Source organism: Actibacterium sp. (assembly GCF_041584535.1).
Lineage (GTDB): Bacteria > Pseudomonadota > Alphaproteobacteria > Rhodobacterales > Rhodobacteraceae > Actibacterium_D.
On sequence record NZ_JBFHDW010000023.1, the window covers coordinates 1 to 15073 of the forward strand.

Here is a 15073-nt window from a genome sequence, read left to right on the forward strand (position 1 = left end):
ATGCCATGCGGGGCCAAAGCCTCTTCATAGGCGCGGGCCAGCCGGATCTGACCGACAGCAGCGGCGGCCTGAGATTGCTCAAGCGCCAGCGTGCCCGCAGGCAGGCCAAGCACCGCCCGCCCCAGCGCGATCGAACCGGAAGAAACCAGAATGACATCAGTGCCGCGCGCCTTGGCGTCGGCCACGTCCTGCGCCAGCGCATGCAGCCATTCGGCGCGCAGCGATCCGGTCGCCCGGTCCACCAACAGTGCCGAGCCGATCTTGACAACCAGACGTTTGGCTTGGGTCAGGGACGCCACGGCTCGGGCTCCTCCCCTGCGGTTTTCAGGCGCAGGCGATCGTCATCGATCTGGGCGCGAACCGCCCGCAGAACTTCGTTCAAACCTTCACGGCTGACACCCGACATCATCATCACCGAACCGCCCGAGGCCTGTTCCAGCGCCGCCAGTTTCTCGGCCCGTTCGTCATCGTCCAGCGCGTCGATCTTGTTCAGAACGGTGATGCGCGGCTTGTCGGCCAGATCGCCGCCATAGGCCTCTAGCTCGTTGATGATGGTCTCATAGTCAGCGACCACATCCTCGGAGGTGCCGTCGATCAGGTGCAGCAGAACCGCGCAGCGTTCGACATGGCCAAGAAAGCGGTCGCCGATACCACGGCCTTCGTGCGCGCCTTCGATCAGGCCGGGAATGTCAGCGACGACGAATTCGACATTGTCCACGCCGACCACACCCAGATTGGGGTGCAGCGTGGTAAACGGATAATCGGCGATCTTGGGCCGCGCGTTCGAGGTCGCGGCCAGAAAGGTCGATTTGCCGGCATTGGGCAGACCCAGCAAGCCCGCGTCAGCGATCAGTTTCAGCCGCAGCCACAGCGTGCGCTCGACTCCGTACTGACCGGGATTGGCCCGGCGCGGCGCCTGGTTGGTCGAGGATTTGAAATGCAGGTTGCCCCAGCCGCCATTGCCGCCCTTGGCCAGAACCACGGTCTGGCCCAGTTCAGTCATATCGGCCAGAACGGTTTCTTCGTCCTCGTCCAGAATCTCGGTGCCGACGGGAACCCGCAGGATGATGTCCTCGCCATCCTTGCCAGTGCGCTGACGGCCCATGCCCTGTTGCCCGTTTTCGGCAAAGAAATGCTGCTGATAGCGGAAATCTATCAGCGTGTTCAGACCATCGACCGCAACGGCGATCACGTCGCCGCCGCAACCGCCATCACCGCCATCGGGACCGCCATATTCGATATATTTCTCGCGGCGAAAGCTGATACAGCCATTCCCGCCCGCGCCAGAGCGGACATATACCTTGGTCAGATCGAGAAACTTCATACCGTTGGGGCCTTTTTGGACATGCGCAAGGCGATAGACTGAAAGCTGTCTGTCCTCAAGCCCCTGCGCGGTTACTTGAGTTTCTTCAAATAGGTCCAGGTGTCGACCATGCCTTTGCGGGCAATGCTGAACGCTTCGGCGGCACCGATATAATCGAACCCGGCGTTGGTCAGCACCCGTGCCGAGCCCGGGTTATCCTGAAACACCGCCGCAACGATCGAGCTGTTGCGCAGCGGGTTGGCCGCAAGAATGGCGGTCACCGCTTCCGAGGCCAGACCGGTATTCCAATAGGCCGGGGCCACCCAATAGCCGATTTCCGACTGATCCGGCCCGATCGGTTTCAGACCGACAACGCCCAGAACCTCGGACAGCCCATGTGCCGCGCCATCCATGACCCAGACATATTCATCCGGGTTATCCTGCTGCGAGCGGACCACGAAAGCCTCGGTTGCGCCGGGTGGCAGCGGGTGCGGAATGGATCGCGTGAACCGCGCGACGCGCTCGTCCCCGGCAAACAGCTCCAACAGCCCGACATCCGATTTACGCACCGGCCGAAGAACAAAACGCCCGGCCTCAATCACCGGTTGATTAACGATCATATCCAATTTCATGCCTTCCCTCCCCGAAAAGCATTACCCCAGCCACACATGCCAGACTCCGGCTCCTCTTCCGGGGTGTGGCGTGGGCCTTCGTTACATGTGGTCTTCGATATCCGAAGGACAACCCTGAGGCACATCACATGTCCTCTATCAGGAAAAAATGTCCAGAATCAGAACGTCAGACGAAAAAGGGGACCGGCCTGTGCCGATCCCCTGAACTTATGCACCGCTCAGGATGTCGGCTTACTCGGCGGCCTCGGCGACCGGAAGCACCGATACAAAGGTGCGGCCTTTCAGGCCCTTGCGGAACGTGACCGCGCCTTCGGCAGTGGCGAACAAGGTGTGATCCTTGCCCATACCGACGTTGTCACCGGCCCAGATCTTGGTGCCGCGCTGACGGACCAGAATGTTGCCGGGGATAACGGCTTCGCCGCCGTATTTCTTGACGCCAAGACGGCGACCCGCAGAGTCGCGACCGTTACGGGAGCTACCGCCTGCTTTTTTATGTGCCATGGGTTCGTCTCCTATTCTTAGCCGTTGGCCAGTTCTTTGGCCTGCTCGACCCAGCCTTCGCGCTCGATACGGCCTTTGAACGACAGTTTCTCGTCGAACTCGGCAATATCGGCTTCGGACCAGGCGGCGATCTGCGCAAAGCTGGTGACGCCAGCTTCAAGCAGTTTCTTCTCAAGTGCGGGGCCAACGCCCGACAGCTTTTTCAGGTCGTCCGCGCCAGCGGCAGCAGCAGCGGCCTTGGCTTTCGGAGCGGCCTTTTTGGCAGCCGGAGCAGCAGCAACAGCGGGGGCCGAACCAGCACCAATAGCAGCCATGACGCCCGACGCATCAGCGCCCGCAGCCAGGATGTCGGTGACGCGCAGCAGGGTCAGCTGCTGGCGGTGGCCTTTGGTCCGCTGCGAGCTGTGCTTACGACGGCGCTTGACGTAATGGATCAGCTTGGGGCCTTTGATCTGTTCGATCACTTCGGCCTGAACGCCGGCACCGGCCACAACGGGGGTGCCAACGGTGTCGCCAACCATCAGAATTTCATTGAACTGTACTTTATCGCCAGCAGCAGCAGCCAGTTTCTCGACGCGCAGAATGTCGCCGGACTGAACTTTGTACTGTTTGCCGCCGGTCTTGAGGACCGCAAACATGGGCTCTTCCTTTTTTCTACCGCGTCCTGTGGCCCCGCTTTCGCGGTGTTCGGTGCCTAAGCGCCTTCGGACAGCGCGCCCCTTTTCGGAGCAGTGGTTGTATCGCATCATATGCGATCATTAAAAACTCTGCCAGAGTCGCCTCGGGCAGAGATGCTGGCTTATCCGGGATGCGGCCCGCCAAGTCAACCCCTTGAAACCGGCAAAATACCTTGTTTTCCGGGGGTGCGGCCTAGATATCCTGACCCGACATGAACTGCGCGGCAGCAATGCCCATTTCGCGCGAAATCCGCCGGAAAACAATATCGAATCCGGCAAATAGCGCGTGGTTCAGCACCCGCCCCGCCCCCGAGCGCGACAGGTCGATATAGGCCAACAACTCTTCGTCGCTCAGCGGCTCGTAGGCCAGCGTCAGAAAGATATACAGCCAGTCCTCGGTTTCGGCCCGCAGCGCCGGTTCCTGCGCCCAGACATCGTTCAACATGTCCTCGTCGCTCAGATCGACGCCAAGAACACCGGATTCGACCAAACCCTGATAAAAGGCAAAGTTGGCATTCATGCCCGAGGCGACATTCAGTTCGATCAGATCGTTGGCCTCGACATACTGGTCGATCAGGTCCAGACGCGGGTCCTGATCGGCGCGCATTGCCTCGACCTTCAGGGCAACGGTGTCCTCGATCTTGACATCCGCCAGCGCCCGCCGCGCGGTCAGTTCCAGATCGGTGATCCGCATGCCCAGCGGGCTGGCAAAGAACACCGTTAATTCCGAGACCTGCTCGGCGCTCAGCGTCTCGGCCAGATAGGCGGTCATCACCTCGGTCGTCGGGCCTGCGTCATAAATCCGCGCCACAACCTGAGACCAGCGGTCGCCGCCCCGGCCCGGAAACATCTCGTCCCGCAGATCCTCGCCATAATCGCGGCCTTCCTCGGCGACGATTTCCATCACCTCGGCCAGCCGCATCGCCGAAAGCAGACGGTCCAACCCCGCCGGAGCCTGAGCGCCCGATGGGGTCGCGATAGCCAGCGCCAGCGCGAAAAAAAGGATCACAGGGCGAAACATAGCACCTCCGGTGCGCAGGTCGGTTTCCCCAAGCTAAGCAGTTAGGACGCTATTTCCAAGACTTGTCGCATATTCCGAAAATAACGGCTTGCACCCGCCGCAACTTCGCTCTAAATCGCCCCTCACGAGCCACGAGCCTACGGAGAGGTGCCGGAGTGGTCGAACGGGGCGGTCTCGAAAACCGTTGTGGGGGCAACTCCACCCAGGGTTCGAATCCCTGTCTCTCCGCCACTTGTGCCTAGTTTCGCTGCAACGCACGGCGTGTCGCCGACCTGCCCGAAAGTCGCCCGCAGCGCCGCGCAACCTTTCAGCTTATCGAGCAAATTTATGGCAGCAGTAGTGCCGTCAGCGCATCGGCAAGCCATGTCGCGTATTGCGCGGGTGAAAGTCCTTCCACGTTCGTTACGACAAGAAAAAGCTCCGGACTGGACAGCCGGTCAAGGCTCGAAATGGCAAGGTCGCGATCGATTCTGAGTGGCCCGTGCCGCAGCATGGCATCGACGAGCATCGTAAGATTGCCGGTGCGGCCTTGATGCAGTTCAACATATAGGTCCTTCAACGCCGGTTCCGATTCTGCCGCGGCGCGAACCACAGCGATCAGGGGCGCGACACGTCGAAGAACCTCGGCAATATCCTTGGCAAAGAGCGCGATTTGGCTGTGCTGATCGGGCGCAACCAGAGCCGTGCGCGGTCCAGCCTGATCCATGAGGGCGGTTTCCGGCTGAAGTCCGCGAACCGACGCGACAACGACCGCCTTTAGAAGCGCAAGCTTGCTGCCAAATCCGGCATAGATCGTCTCGACCGAGACGCCCGCTTGCCGCGCAATGGCCGCGATGGTGGCCTTTTGCCAGCCCTCGCGAACGAAAAGTTCGTGGGCAGCAGACACCACGGCAGCGCGCGTATCCGACGCCTGAGCAGAACGGCGAAGCGAGCGATACCCGCGTTTGGGATTGACAGATTTCGTCATTTGGATACATACTCACTGTAGTCAATATAGTGTCACTGTATCATATCCAGATCGCCCGATGAAGTGGGCGCATCGGCCAAGGAAATTGCGACATGAAGCCACAATCACCGACGATCACGTTGCGGCCAATCGGGCCGTTGATGGCGCCCCCTCCGCTATATTTTTTCCTCGCATTCGGAATCGGGGTGCTGATTCAGGTGCTCTGGCCAGCGGCTCTGTCGCCGGTTCCCGAGGTGCTGCGTGTGATCGGTGGATTCACAATTGTCGTCGGTGTAATCCTCGCGCTGTCCTTAGTGAGCACCTTCCTTATTCGCCGCACAACGCTCAACCCATTCGCTCAGCCCTCGGTCTTTCTCGCTGCGGGACCCTACCGGCTATCCCGCAACCCAATGTATTTATCGGTGATCATTGTCTATCTGGGCGGCACGTTGCTTTTTGGATCGCTGTGGCCGCTGCTCACAATGGTGGCACCGCTGCTCATCTTGGCGCGCGCGGTCGTTCCTTATGAGGAAGCGCAGATGACCGCGACATTCGGCGAGGCATACACCAGCTATTGCCAACGCGTCAGGCGCTGGATTTGACCATGACACACGCCCAACCCGTGAAGAGCATCCGCCGGCCCGTCCACGGGCGGGCGACGACTGCCCTGCAGGTCCTCAGCCTGCTGTTGATTTCTCTCATTGTGGGTTCGATGTTCGGCATCTGGCGCGGTTACGATCCCGCAAGTTTTTCGCCGACGACCTTTGTCGAGGTGCATCAGGGGGCCGTGCGCGGGCTCAACATATTATTGCCCGCTATGGCGCTCGTCTGCATATTAAGCGTCGCGGTATTGGCCTGGCTGGGGCGCGGAATGCCACAATCATTCTGGCTTTACATCGCGGCGGCCATTGCAATGGTAGCCGGGGGGCTGATCACCCGCTTCGGCAATCAGCCGCTCAACGCCGTTATCATGGCGTGGAGCGCTCTGCCGCCCGACGGTTGGCAGATGATCCGGGAGACCTGGTGGAATTGGCACCTGGCGCGTTTGGCTGCGGGCTTCGTCGCGGAATTGCTGCTCATTGCCGCGATATTCACCCACCGAGGCTAGACTTGGAAGCTGAGCAAACCCTTCAATGATATTGTTGGTCGTCGGTCGGACAACGACACCGAAGACCGCGCATAGGTAGGCTGGCAAGACCGGCGAAATTCTGCGTATCGCGCTGTTTTCTCGTGACTGTGCGCCGAAGGCCCCCACCACAAAGGCGTCAGCCGAGAAAGTTCGCGTTCGGGTTTTCCCCTCCGCCACTTGCCTGCCTGTTCCGGCACATAGGTTCGGCCTTTCCCAACATCGTCAATTCCCATCTTTCGGCGCGCCGACACAGCCCGCAATCCGCAGCCAAGCCGCCACTTTGATGCAACTTGACGCTGGGGGGCAGATGGCTCAGGTTGGCGCGATCAATGCGCGGCCATTCAAGTTTTAGCTATGACAGCTCTTAAAATCGCTTCCCTCACGCCTCGGGGCACCGCCTTGGCGGCGTCGATCGAGCTGCGTGATATCGGGCTGGAGCTGGGCAATCGCCGCATCCTGCATGGCATCAATTTCAGCACCCGCGACCGCCGGATCGGCATTGTCGGGCGCAATGGCTCGGGCAAGACGACGCTGGCCAAGGTGATCGCCGGACTGGTCGCGCCAACGACGGGCAGCGCCCGGATTTCCGGCGTCGATGTCGCCAAGGATCGCAAGGCGGCGCTGCGCCATGTCGGCATCCTGTTCCAGAACCCGGACCATCAGATCATCTTTCCCACGGTCGAGGAAGAAATCGCCTTTGGCCTGCTGCAACTGGGCCAGTCGAAATCCGAGGCCGCCGCCAGCACCGCTGAAATTCTGGCCCGGTTTGAGCGGTCGCATTGGGCCAGGGCCGCGACTCACACCCTGTCGCATGGCCAAAAGCAACTGGTCTGCCTGATGTCGATCCTGACCATGCACCCGGCGCTGATCGTGCTGGATGAACCGTTTGCCGGGCTGGATATTCCGACCCGGATGCAGCTGATGCGGCATCTGGACGGGGTCGAGGCCAGCCTGATACTGATCACCCACGACCCGGCGCATCTGCGTGATTATGACCGGGTGATCTGGCTGGATGACGGCGCATTGCGCGAAGATGGCCCTGCGGCCGGGGTTCTGGACCGGTTCGAACAACAAATGCGGCAATGGGGGCAAAGTGATGATCTCGCTGACCTCCGCGACTGAGATATGGGCGCACCGCCTGCCCGCCGCGTCCAAGCTGATCGCGCTGTCGGCGGCGACTGTGGCGCTGTTTGCAACGAATGATCCGGTTTGGCTGGGCGCAAGCGTTGGCGCAACGGCGCTGGTCTATGCCACTGGCGGACGGGCGTTTCTGGCCGAGGGCCTGCGCAATCTGCGCATCCTGTGGCCGTTCATGATCCTGATCGCGGTCTGGCATGTCATCACCGGCCAGATGGTCGAGGGGCTGGCGGTGGCGCTGCGGCTGATCGCGGCGTTTTCGCTGGCAAATTTCGTCACCATGACCACCCGGCTAAGCGATATGATCGACGTAATGGCGGTGCTGTTGTCGCCCTTCCGACGGCTGGGCCTGTCGACGCGGGCGCTGGAACTGGCGATTGCGCTGGTGGTGCGTTTTACCCCGACACTGGTGCAAAAGGGTCAGTTGCTGGGCCTGTCTTGGCGGGCGCGCTCGGCCCGGCGACCCGGCTGGCAGATCGTCATGCCGCTGGCGGTTCTGGCGCTGGATGACGCCGATCATGTCGCCGAAGCATTGCGTGCACGGGGCGGCATCGACTAAGCACATGACCACCACTCACACACTCACCTGAACCCAAGGCAGACCTATGGAACGCAATATTGCTCACATCGCCCTTTTCGCCGCACTGATCGCGGCGCTGGGGCTTATCCCGAAATTCACGCTGGCGTTTGGCGTGCCGATCACCGGCCAAAGCCTTGGCGTCATGCTGTGCGGCACGGTTCTGGGCGCCAAGCGCGGCGCGCTGGCGGTGCTGCTGTTTCTGGCGCTGGTGGCGCTGGGGCTACCGCTGTTGGCCGGGGGCCGGGGCGGTCTGGGGGTGTTTGCCTCGCCGACCGTTGGCTTTCTGATCGGCTTTCCGATCGCCGCTTTCGTCACCGGCCTGATCGTCGAGCGCTGGCGCACCGGCAAGCTGGTCGTCGTGGCCTCGGTCGCGTCGGTGATCGGCGGCATTCTGGTGATGTATGTGTTCGGCGTGCTGGGTCTGGCCCAGACCCTGAACAAGACCATCCCCGAGGCTACCTTGCTGGTCACCGCCTTTATTCCCGGCGATATCATCAAGGCGGTTCTGGCCGGGCTGATCACGGCCGCTCTGGCGAAATCGCGCCCGGCCAGCGTGTTTTCCCGCAGCTAAGCCCGGTCGCGACGCAGGTTTCTGAACGCCGTTCCAACCGCGCGCCCCGGCGCGCGGTTTTTCATTTTACCGGGACGGGCCCGCCTGCATCAGCACCGCAGTTCCCAGCCCGCCCGCCGCAGCAATCGCGGCAATGCCCCTGCCCCGGCGCTGGCGCAATTCGTGATACAGCCGCACCGCATTGATCGCGCCCGAGGCCCCGACCGGATGCCCGCGCGCCAATGCGCCGCCACCCGGATTGACGATGCGCGGGTCCAGCCCGGTCAGGCGAACACAGGCCATGGCTTGCGCGGCATAGGCCTCCATGATTTCGGCAACGCTCAGGTCGGACACGGCCAGCCCTTGCCGGGTCAGCACCTGCCCAATCGCGGCGACCGGGACAATGCCGGGACGTTCAGGCGCGCCGCCCAATGTCACCCCGTCGATCAGCCGCACCACGCGGTCAGGGGTCCGGGCGGCAATATCATCGGCCACCAACACGCAAAACGCCGCCGCATCTGCCGCAACCGCCGCCGTTGCCGCCGTGATCCCGCCCGTCAGAACCGGCGCCCGGGAACACAGGCGCGAGGTCAGATCGCGGGTGAAGGCGTCGCGCGTTAGACCGGCCAGCGGCACGATCTCATCCGGGGACAGCACCGCCGCGCGGGCCTTGCGGTGGCTGTCAATCGCCCAGCCCTCTTGTTCGGCACGGGACAGGCCCAGATCGGTCGCCAACTGGTCCGCCGCCGCCGCCAGATCGGGATCGCGGTCAGGCCAGGGCGCAAAGGCCGGGCGGTCATAGGCCATCGCCGCGCCGCCATCCGGATCGGTGCGCAGGCGCAGCGGCCGCCGGGAATAGCTTTCGACCCCGCCCGCAACCACCACCCGCGCCTGCCCCGATGCGATCAGCGCCGCGCCGGTCAGAACCGCATCCAGACCGCTGCAACATTGCCGGTCGGTGCTGAGGCCCGCCACGGTTTCCGGCAGCCCCGCCGCCAGCGCGATCAGCCGCGCCGGGTTGCCGCCGCCGCCCATGGCGTTGCCGACGATCACCTCGTCGACCTCATCCACGCCAATCCCAGCATCGGCCAGCGCCTGAGCCAGCACCGGCGCGCCCAGCTCATGCAGCTCCAACCGCGACAAGGCCCCGCCGCGCGGTGCCACGGCCGAGCGTTTCGCCGCAATCATCGCCACCGGGATCATGCGCGGCCCTCCAGCCATTTTGCGATGGCCACCAGATCGGGCTTGCCCGAGGCCAACAGCGGAAAATCGGGCATCACCAACACCCGGCGCGGCGCGGCCAAAGGCCCGACTTTGGCGCGGCACAGTTGCAAAAGCTGCTCGGTCGCGGCATCGCTAATAGCGTCGGACAGCACCGCGATCAGCACCAGACCGCGCCGCGCATCCGCCACCGGCAGAACCGCGCAGGCCCCGATACCGGGCTGATCCAGCAGCAGGGTTTCGATATCCTCGGGCGAGACGCTTTGATCGGCGATGGTAACGCGCCGACCCAGCCGCCCGGTGATGAACAGATGGCCGTCCCGGTCCAGACGGCCGATCTCGCCCACGGAAAGATAGCCGTCACGCCAGCGGGTTTCGGCGCTGGCGCTTTGGGCGTAACTGTCGAACAGATAGGGGCTTTTGACCCAGATCTCACCCGGTCCGCCAGCGCTGGCGTCAATGCGGATCTCGACGCCGGGATAGGCCTTGCCGACCGAGCCCTCGGGCCGATCACCTGCGCCCCAGGCGACAAAGCTGGTCTCGGCGGCGCCGTAGAATTCGATCAGGGTGGCCGCCGGGCACAGGGTGGCGATCCGGGCGGCCAGCCCCGCGGGCATCCGCCCGCCGCCGCACAGAATATGGCGCAGCCCCGGCATCGGCAGCCCGGCGCGGGCAAGCTGGCCCAGTTGCGTCGGCGTGGCGTAAAGCACCGTCACGGTGTTTTCATTGATCAGCGCCGCTTGTCGCTTGGGGCTGATCCCGGCCAGCACGTGAATATCCGCACCGATATGGGCGGCCTCGATGACACCATAAAGACCCAGCGAATGCGCGGGCTGGCTAAGCACGGCGCTGGCATCGCTGGCCTTCAGCCCCAGATGGGCGCGGTTGATGTCGAAGCTGCGGATCCACGAGGCCTGCGCGCGGCGGATGGATTTGGCCCGCCCGGTCGAGCCGCCGGAACTGGTGCGAAAGAACCCCGGCGCGGCACTGGTGTCACTGACAACCTGCACCCCATCTGCACCGACGGCGAATTCGTGACCGTCTGCGATCGCCCGGCGCAGCGCCCACAGATCAGCACCAAGGCCCGGCGCCGGTTCCCCGTCACCCAGCCGCCTGCCCTGCACAAAAAGCGCCGCGCGGCTGTCCCATCTGAATCTGGCCTCTGTCATCTGCCTTGCCCTTGTGCCGTCGTCGTCAGCTATAGACGCGACGCGGGAATATCGAAAGCAGAACGGCGAACCGCCTGACCGCTGCCGCCTTACAGGCGAAAGCCGGTGGCGACGACGAATTTCTCGGAACTGTCCGAGCGGCTTGCGGGCGGTTTGACGTTGGCAACCTTGTCGAACCGCTGTTTCAGTAGTTTCTGCAATTCGCCCTCGGCGCCGCCGGCCAGAACCTTGGCGACAAAGGTGCCGCCCTCTTCCAGCACGTCAAAGGCGAAATAGGCCGCGGCCTCGCACAAAGCGATGATCCGCAGGTGGTCGGTCTGTTTATGCCCCGAAGATGCGGCGGCCATGTCGCTCATCACCACGTCGGCCTTGCCGCCCAGCCAGTCCTTGACCTTTTGATCGGCGTCGTCCTCCATAAAGTCCAGCTGATGGGTCTCGGCCCCGGCGATCGGTTCGATTTCCTGCAGATCGACCCCCAGAACCGTGCCGATAGCCTTGCCGCTTTTCTCGCCAAGGGCGTTCACGCGCTTGACCGCAACCTGACACCAGCCGCCGGGCGCGCAGCCCAGATCGACCACCCGCGCGCCGGGCAAGAGAAAGCGGAACTTGTCGTCCAGCTCAAGGATCTTGAACGCGGCGCGGCCGCGGTAACCCTCGGTGCGGGCACGTTTCACATAGGGGTCGTTCAGCTGACGCTCCAGCCAGCGTGTCGAGGACAGTTTCCGGCCCTTGGCGCTTTTGACCTTTACCTTCAGGTCGCGCTGTCCACGTCCGCTTGTCTGTTTTGCCATTTTCTTCGTCTTTCTGCTTGTCCGGCCCACATGCCCTAAGGCGGGGCGGGCTTCAAGCCTTGCGGCGGGTCTGCTTTAGAACGGTCCGTCCTCAAGCACCCCATCCGCGCTCATTTGCGCATATAGCAGGCCTTCGCGCAGACCGCGATCGGCCACCGACAGCCGGTCGGTCGGCCAGACCCGCATCAGTGCCTGCAGGATCGCCGCCCCCGACATGATCAGCGCGTGCCGGTCACGGCCAATGCGCGGATCGGCGCGGCGGCCTTCGGGGCCAAGCGACAGATAGTCATGGATCACCCGGTCGATCTGATCGCTGGTCATCCGCAGCCCATCGACCTTGTTGCGGTCATAGCGCCGCAGCCCAAGGAACGAGGCCGCAACCGTGGTCACGGTGCCGCTGGTGCCGATGATCTGAAAGCCCTCGCGGGCCTGAATATTCGAATAGGGCGAGAAATTCGCCAGATGCTCTTCAAAGAACCAGCTCATCAGCGCAAAGCGCGCGGCGTCGTCTTCGACATCGGTGAACTGATCCTTCAGCGTCGCCACACCCAGCGGCACGCTGATCCAGTCAACGACCTTGGCGGTCGGGAACGGGCTGCCGGTGTCATGGAACCCGGCATGCAGCCGCATGATCGCCCGCGGCCGTTCGGCGCGCGGCACCGACGACAGGTCGATCCAGACCAGTTCGGTCGAACCGCCACCGATATCGACGACCAGCAATTGTTCGGTCTTGGTCGACACCAGCGGCGCGCAGGACACCACCGCCAGCCGCGCCTCTTCGATCGGTTCGATGATTTCCAGCCGCAACCCGGTTTCGCGCCGGACCAGCCGGATGAAATCGCGGGCGTTCAGGGCGCGGCGGCAGGCCTCGGTCGCGACCAGACGCATCCGGGTGACCTGATGCCGGTCCAGTTTGCTTTTGCAGATCCGCAGGGCCTGAACCGTCCGGCTGATCGACGCACGGCTTAACCGCCCCGAGGCCTCAAGACCGGCCCCCAGCTGCACGGATTTCGAAAAGCTGTCCACGACGTGGAACTGACTGCCCTTTGGTTGGGCAATCAGCATTCGACAGCTATTTGTGCCCAGATCCAGCGCGGCATACAGCTCGGCGGGATCAGGCAGAGAAGGCGCGGGGCTTTCTACCGCTTTCGGGAACGCGCCCGCACCTTTGGGACGCTTGGGCGCCATCTTGTCGCCCTCCAACTTGAGTTACCCACAACCTAGTCATCCCGTGCCCGCCACGCAAGCGCCGTAAGCCGGTTCATAATCTTCTTGAGAAGAATTCAGATGCCCGGCCATAGCCCTTTGGCGCTGCGTGATTTATCTGTGGCGCAGCGCCACGTCAGAGGCCCGCACAATATGCGTGGTCCGGCCCGTGGCACGAACCGGTCAAGAAAGGGACGCCCATGCCCGAGGTCACGATTGTTTACTGGCGCGATATTCCCGCGCAGGTCATTGTCGGCAAAGGTCGCCGCGCCGCCAAACGGGCGCTGTCCGAGCGCTTTGAACAGGCCATCGACCGCTGCGCCATGCAGATCGGCGCCCGCGACAGCGACGCTTATCTGGCCGAATGGCGCCGCGCCGCGCCCTACACTGTCGAGGGCGACGCCGACCCCGTCGCCGATGCCGAGACCGCCCGGCTTGAGGCCGACTATGACACCGCGCGCCTGAAGGCGCTGATCACGAATTCCGGCTGGGCTTCTGACCCCGCCGCCGCAACCTCTTGAGGACATCATGACCCGCACCGTTATCGAATCCAAAACCAAGACCGTCACCATCGGCTTTGACGAACCGTTCTGCGTGATCGGCGAACGCATCAACCCCACTGGCCGCAAGAAACTGGCCGCCGAACTGGAACTGGGCGATTTCAGCACCGTCGAACGCGACGCGCTGGAACAGGTTGCCTGTGGCGCGATGGTGCTGGACATCAACTCGGGCGCGGTGTTCTCGAACAAGATGGCCGAAGACCCGCGCTATGCCGATAACAACTTTGTCGAGCCGACGCTGATGCGGCAGTTGATCGAACGCGTCACCGCCATCGTCGACGTGCCGCTGTGCATCGACAGCTCGGTGCCGGATGCGCTGAGGGCCGGGCTTGAGGCCGCCGAGGGCCGTCCGCTGTTGAACTCGGTCACCGGCGAAGAAGAGCGCATGGAGCTGGTTCTGCCGCTGGTCAAGAAATACAACGTGCCGGTGGTGGCAATCTCGAACGACGACACCGGCATTTCCGAAGACCCCGACGTGCGCTTTGCCGTGGCGAAAAAGATCGTCCAACGCGCCGCCGATTTCGGCATTCCGGCGCATGACATCGTGGTTGATCCGCTGGTGATGCCGATTGGCGCCATGGGCAGCGCCGGTCAGCAGGTGTTCACGCTGGTCCGCCGCCTGCGCGAGGAACTGGGCGTCAACACCACTTGCGGCGCCTCGAACATCAGCTTCGGCCTGCCGCACCGCCATGGCATCAACGCTGCCTTCCTGCCGATGGCGATCGGCGCCGGCATGACCAGCGCGATCATGAACCCGGTGCGTCCGGTTGAAATGGAGGCGATCCGCGCCGCCAATTTCCTGATGAACCACGATCCGAACGGCACCGAATGGATCAAGTTCGCCCGGGTTCTGGACGCGGTGGCCGAAGGCACCCCCTTCCCCGAGGCCAGCAAGGCCGCCGCCGAAGCCGCCTCGGGCGGTCGTGGCGGTCGCCGTCGCCGGCGTGGTTAAGCGGCAGCGGATCACGGTTCCGTGGCGCGGCAGGTTGGCATGGACAATACCCACCTGCCCGCCCCACAATCGGCCATGACATCGCTTTTGCCCCTGCCCGACACGACACAGCCGCCGCTTGGACGTTCGATCCTGCGGATGGGGCTGCGTTTGGTGGTGGCCGGGCTGATCGCGCTGGGCATTTCGATGCTGACGCAATGGGCGATGCTGCGCGAGGCCGAGGTCTCGGCCGACGGACCACTGATGCTGGGCATGATGGCGGGGCTGTTGCTGGCCTATGCCTGTCTGATCGCGGTGCCCTTCGTGCCGGGGGTCGAGATCGGGATCATGCTGCTGATGCTGCGCGGCGCCGAAATTGCCGTGTTCGTCTATCTGGCGACGCTGGTCGGGCTGATGCTGGCCTTTGCGGTCGGGCGGTTCTGTTCCTATCGCTGGTTGCAACAGGTGGCGGTCGATCTGCGCCTGCGCCGGGTGGCCGCGATGCTGGGCGCGCTGGCGCCGCTTACCCCGCACCAGCGGCTGGCGGCGCTACAGGACCGGCTGCCCGGACGGCTGACGCGGTCGCTGATCTCGGGGCGGTATCTGGTGCTGGCGGTGCTGGTCAACATGCCCGGCAGTTCGGTGGTGGGCGGTGGTGGCGGCATCCTGTTGCTGGCCGGGCTGACGCGGCTGTTCAGCCTTCGGGGCACATTGATGAC

General features: G+C 63.5%; 18 protein-coding genes, 1 tRNA gene and 1 pseudogene. 9 read left to right on the top strand and 11 right to left on the bottom strand.

Going from position 1 to position 15073, the window contains the following annotated elements; translation table 11 throughout:
• The 6 genes and pseudogenes from ABYW26_RS02245 to ABYW26_RS02270 form a co-directional block, all read right to left on the bottom strand.
• Positions 1–299: pseudogene (locus tag ABYW26_RS02245) on the bottom strand (glutamate 5-kinase); the annotation flags it as partial.
• Entirely contained in the window at positions 287–1324 is a 1038-nt protein-coding gene (obgE, locus tag ABYW26_RS02250; RefSeq protein WP_372603112.1) for a GTPase ObgE, read from the bottom strand. The pseudogene ABYW26_RS02245 and the gene obgE, both read right to left, overlap by 13 nt.
• Positions 1325–1395: 71 nt before the next feature.
• Positions 1396–1935, bottom strand: a complete 540-nt coding sequence (locus ABYW26_RS02255; protein ID WP_372603113.1) for a GNAT family N-acetyltransferase — start codon at positions 1933–1935, stop codon at positions 1396–1398.
• A gap of 231 nt (positions 1936–2166) precedes the next feature.
• A complete protein-coding gene (rpmA, locus tag ABYW26_RS02260; RefSeq protein WP_372603114.1) occupies positions 2167–2436 on the bottom strand; it encodes a 50S ribosomal protein L27 in 270 nt (89 codons plus the stop codon).
• A gap of 17 nt (positions 2437–2453) precedes the next feature.
• Positions 2454–3074, bottom strand: a complete 621-nt coding sequence (locus ABYW26_RS02265; RefSeq protein WP_372603115.1) for a 50S ribosomal protein L21 — start codon at positions 3072–3074, stop codon at positions 2454–2456.
• A 232-nt stretch (positions 3075–3306) separates the two neighbouring features.
• The gene (locus tag ABYW26_RS02270) at positions 3307–4134 is read right to left on the bottom strand and encodes a DUF2059 domain-containing protein (RefSeq protein WP_372603116.1); all 828 of its coding nucleotides are present in this window, start codon (positions 4132–4134) and stop codon (positions 3307–3309) included.
• Positions 4135–4275: 141 nt separating this feature from the next.
• Between ABYW26_RS02270 and ABYW26_RS02275 the strand changes: the two genes are divergently transcribed.
• Positions 4276–4365, top strand: a tRNA-Ser gene (locus ABYW26_RS02275).
• Positions 4366–4459: 94 nt separating this feature from the next.
• On the opposite strand, the gene ABYW26_RS02280 is transcribed toward ABYW26_RS02275, so the two are convergent.
• Positions 4460–5101 carry a TetR/AcrR family transcriptional regulator gene (locus ABYW26_RS02280; RefSeq protein ID WP_372603117.1) on the bottom strand — a complete coding sequence of 214 codons (642 nt, stop codon included), beginning with the start codon at positions 5099–5101 and terminating at the stop codon, positions 4460–4462.
• A 92-nt stretch (positions 5102–5193) separates the two neighbouring features.
• On the opposite strand from ABYW26_RS02280, the gene ABYW26_RS02285 reads away from it, so the two are divergent.
• The 5 genes from ABYW26_RS02285 (at position 5194) to ABYW26_RS02305 (ending at position 8497) form a co-directional block, all read left to right on the top strand.
• Entirely contained in the window at positions 5194–5682 is a 489-nt protein-coding gene (locus ABYW26_RS02285; protein ID WP_372603118.1) for an isoprenylcysteine carboxylmethyltransferase family protein, read from the top strand.
• A gap of 2 nt (positions 5683–5684) precedes the next feature.
• Entirely contained in the window at positions 5685–6188 is a 504-nt protein-coding gene (locus tag ABYW26_RS02290; RefSeq protein ID WP_372603120.1) for a DUF1772 domain-containing protein, read from the top strand.
• Positions 6189–6563: 375 nt separating this feature from the next.
• Positions 6564–7331, top strand: coding sequence for an energy-coupling factor ABC transporter ATP-binding protein (locus tag ABYW26_RS02295; protein WP_372603121.1), 768 nt, complete (start codon positions 6564–6566; stop codon positions 7329–7331).
• A complete protein-coding gene (locus tag ABYW26_RS02300; protein WP_372603122.1) occupies positions 7306–7905 on the top strand; it encodes an energy-coupling factor transporter transmembrane protein EcfT in 600 nt (199 codons plus the stop codon). Before ABYW26_RS02295 ends, ABYW26_RS02300 begins: the two co-directional genes overlap by 26 nt.
• Before the next feature lie 46 nt (positions 7906–7951).
• A complete protein-coding gene (locus tag ABYW26_RS02305) occupies positions 7952–8497 on the top strand; it encodes a biotin transporter BioY (RefSeq protein ID WP_372603123.1) in 546 nt (181 codons plus the stop codon).
• Positions 8498–8563: 66 nt separating this feature from the next.
• Here the strand turns inward: ABYW26_RS02305 and ABYW26_RS02310 are convergent, their stop codons facing one another.
• The 4 genes from ABYW26_RS02310 to ABYW26_RS02325 form a co-directional block, all read right to left on the bottom strand.
• Positions 8564–9679 (bottom strand): acetyl-CoA C-acyltransferase, encoded by a 1116-nt coding sequence (locus ABYW26_RS02310; RefSeq protein ID WP_372603124.1) that lies wholly within the window; start codon positions 9677–9679, stop codon positions 8564–8566.
• Positions 9676–10866 (bottom strand): AMP-binding protein, encoded by a 1191-nt coding sequence (locus ABYW26_RS02315; protein WP_372603125.1) that lies wholly within the window; start codon positions 10864–10866, stop codon positions 9676–9678. Before ABYW26_RS02315 ends, ABYW26_RS02310 begins: the two co-directional genes overlap by 4 nt.
• 89 nt (positions 10867–10955) lie before the next feature.
• Entirely contained in the window at positions 10956–11657 is a 702-nt protein-coding gene (locus tag ABYW26_RS02320) for an RlmE family RNA methyltransferase (protein ID WP_372603126.1), read from the bottom strand.
• Positions 11658–11732: 75 nt separating this feature from the next.
• On the bottom strand, positions 11733–12845 hold the full coding sequence (locus ABYW26_RS02325; protein ID WP_372603127.1) for a Ppx/GppA phosphatase family protein: 1113 nt from the start codon (positions 12843–12845) through the stop codon (positions 11733–11735).
• Between the two features lie 218 nt (positions 12846–13063).
• Here ABYW26_RS02325 and ABYW26_RS02330 point away from each other — a divergent pair, with 218 nt between their 5' ends.
• The 3 genes from ABYW26_RS02330 to ABYW26_RS02340 all read left to right on the top strand — a co-directional run.
• Positions 13064–13384 carry a virulence factor gene (locus ABYW26_RS02330; RefSeq protein WP_372603128.1) on the top strand — a complete coding sequence of 107 codons (321 nt, stop codon included), beginning with the start codon at positions 13064–13066 and terminating at the stop codon, positions 13382–13384.
• Positions 13385–13391: 7 nt separating this feature from the next.
• Positions 13392–14375 carry a methyltetrahydrofolate cobalamin methyltransferase gene (locus ABYW26_RS02335; protein WP_372603129.1) on the top strand — a complete coding sequence of 328 codons (984 nt, stop codon included), beginning with the start codon at positions 13392–13394 and terminating at the stop codon, positions 14373–14375.
• A 39-nt stretch (positions 14376–14414) separates the two neighbouring features.
• On the top strand, positions 14415–15073 hold a 659-nt coding region (locus ABYW26_RS02340), incomplete at its 3' end, for a hypothetical protein (protein WP_372603130.1).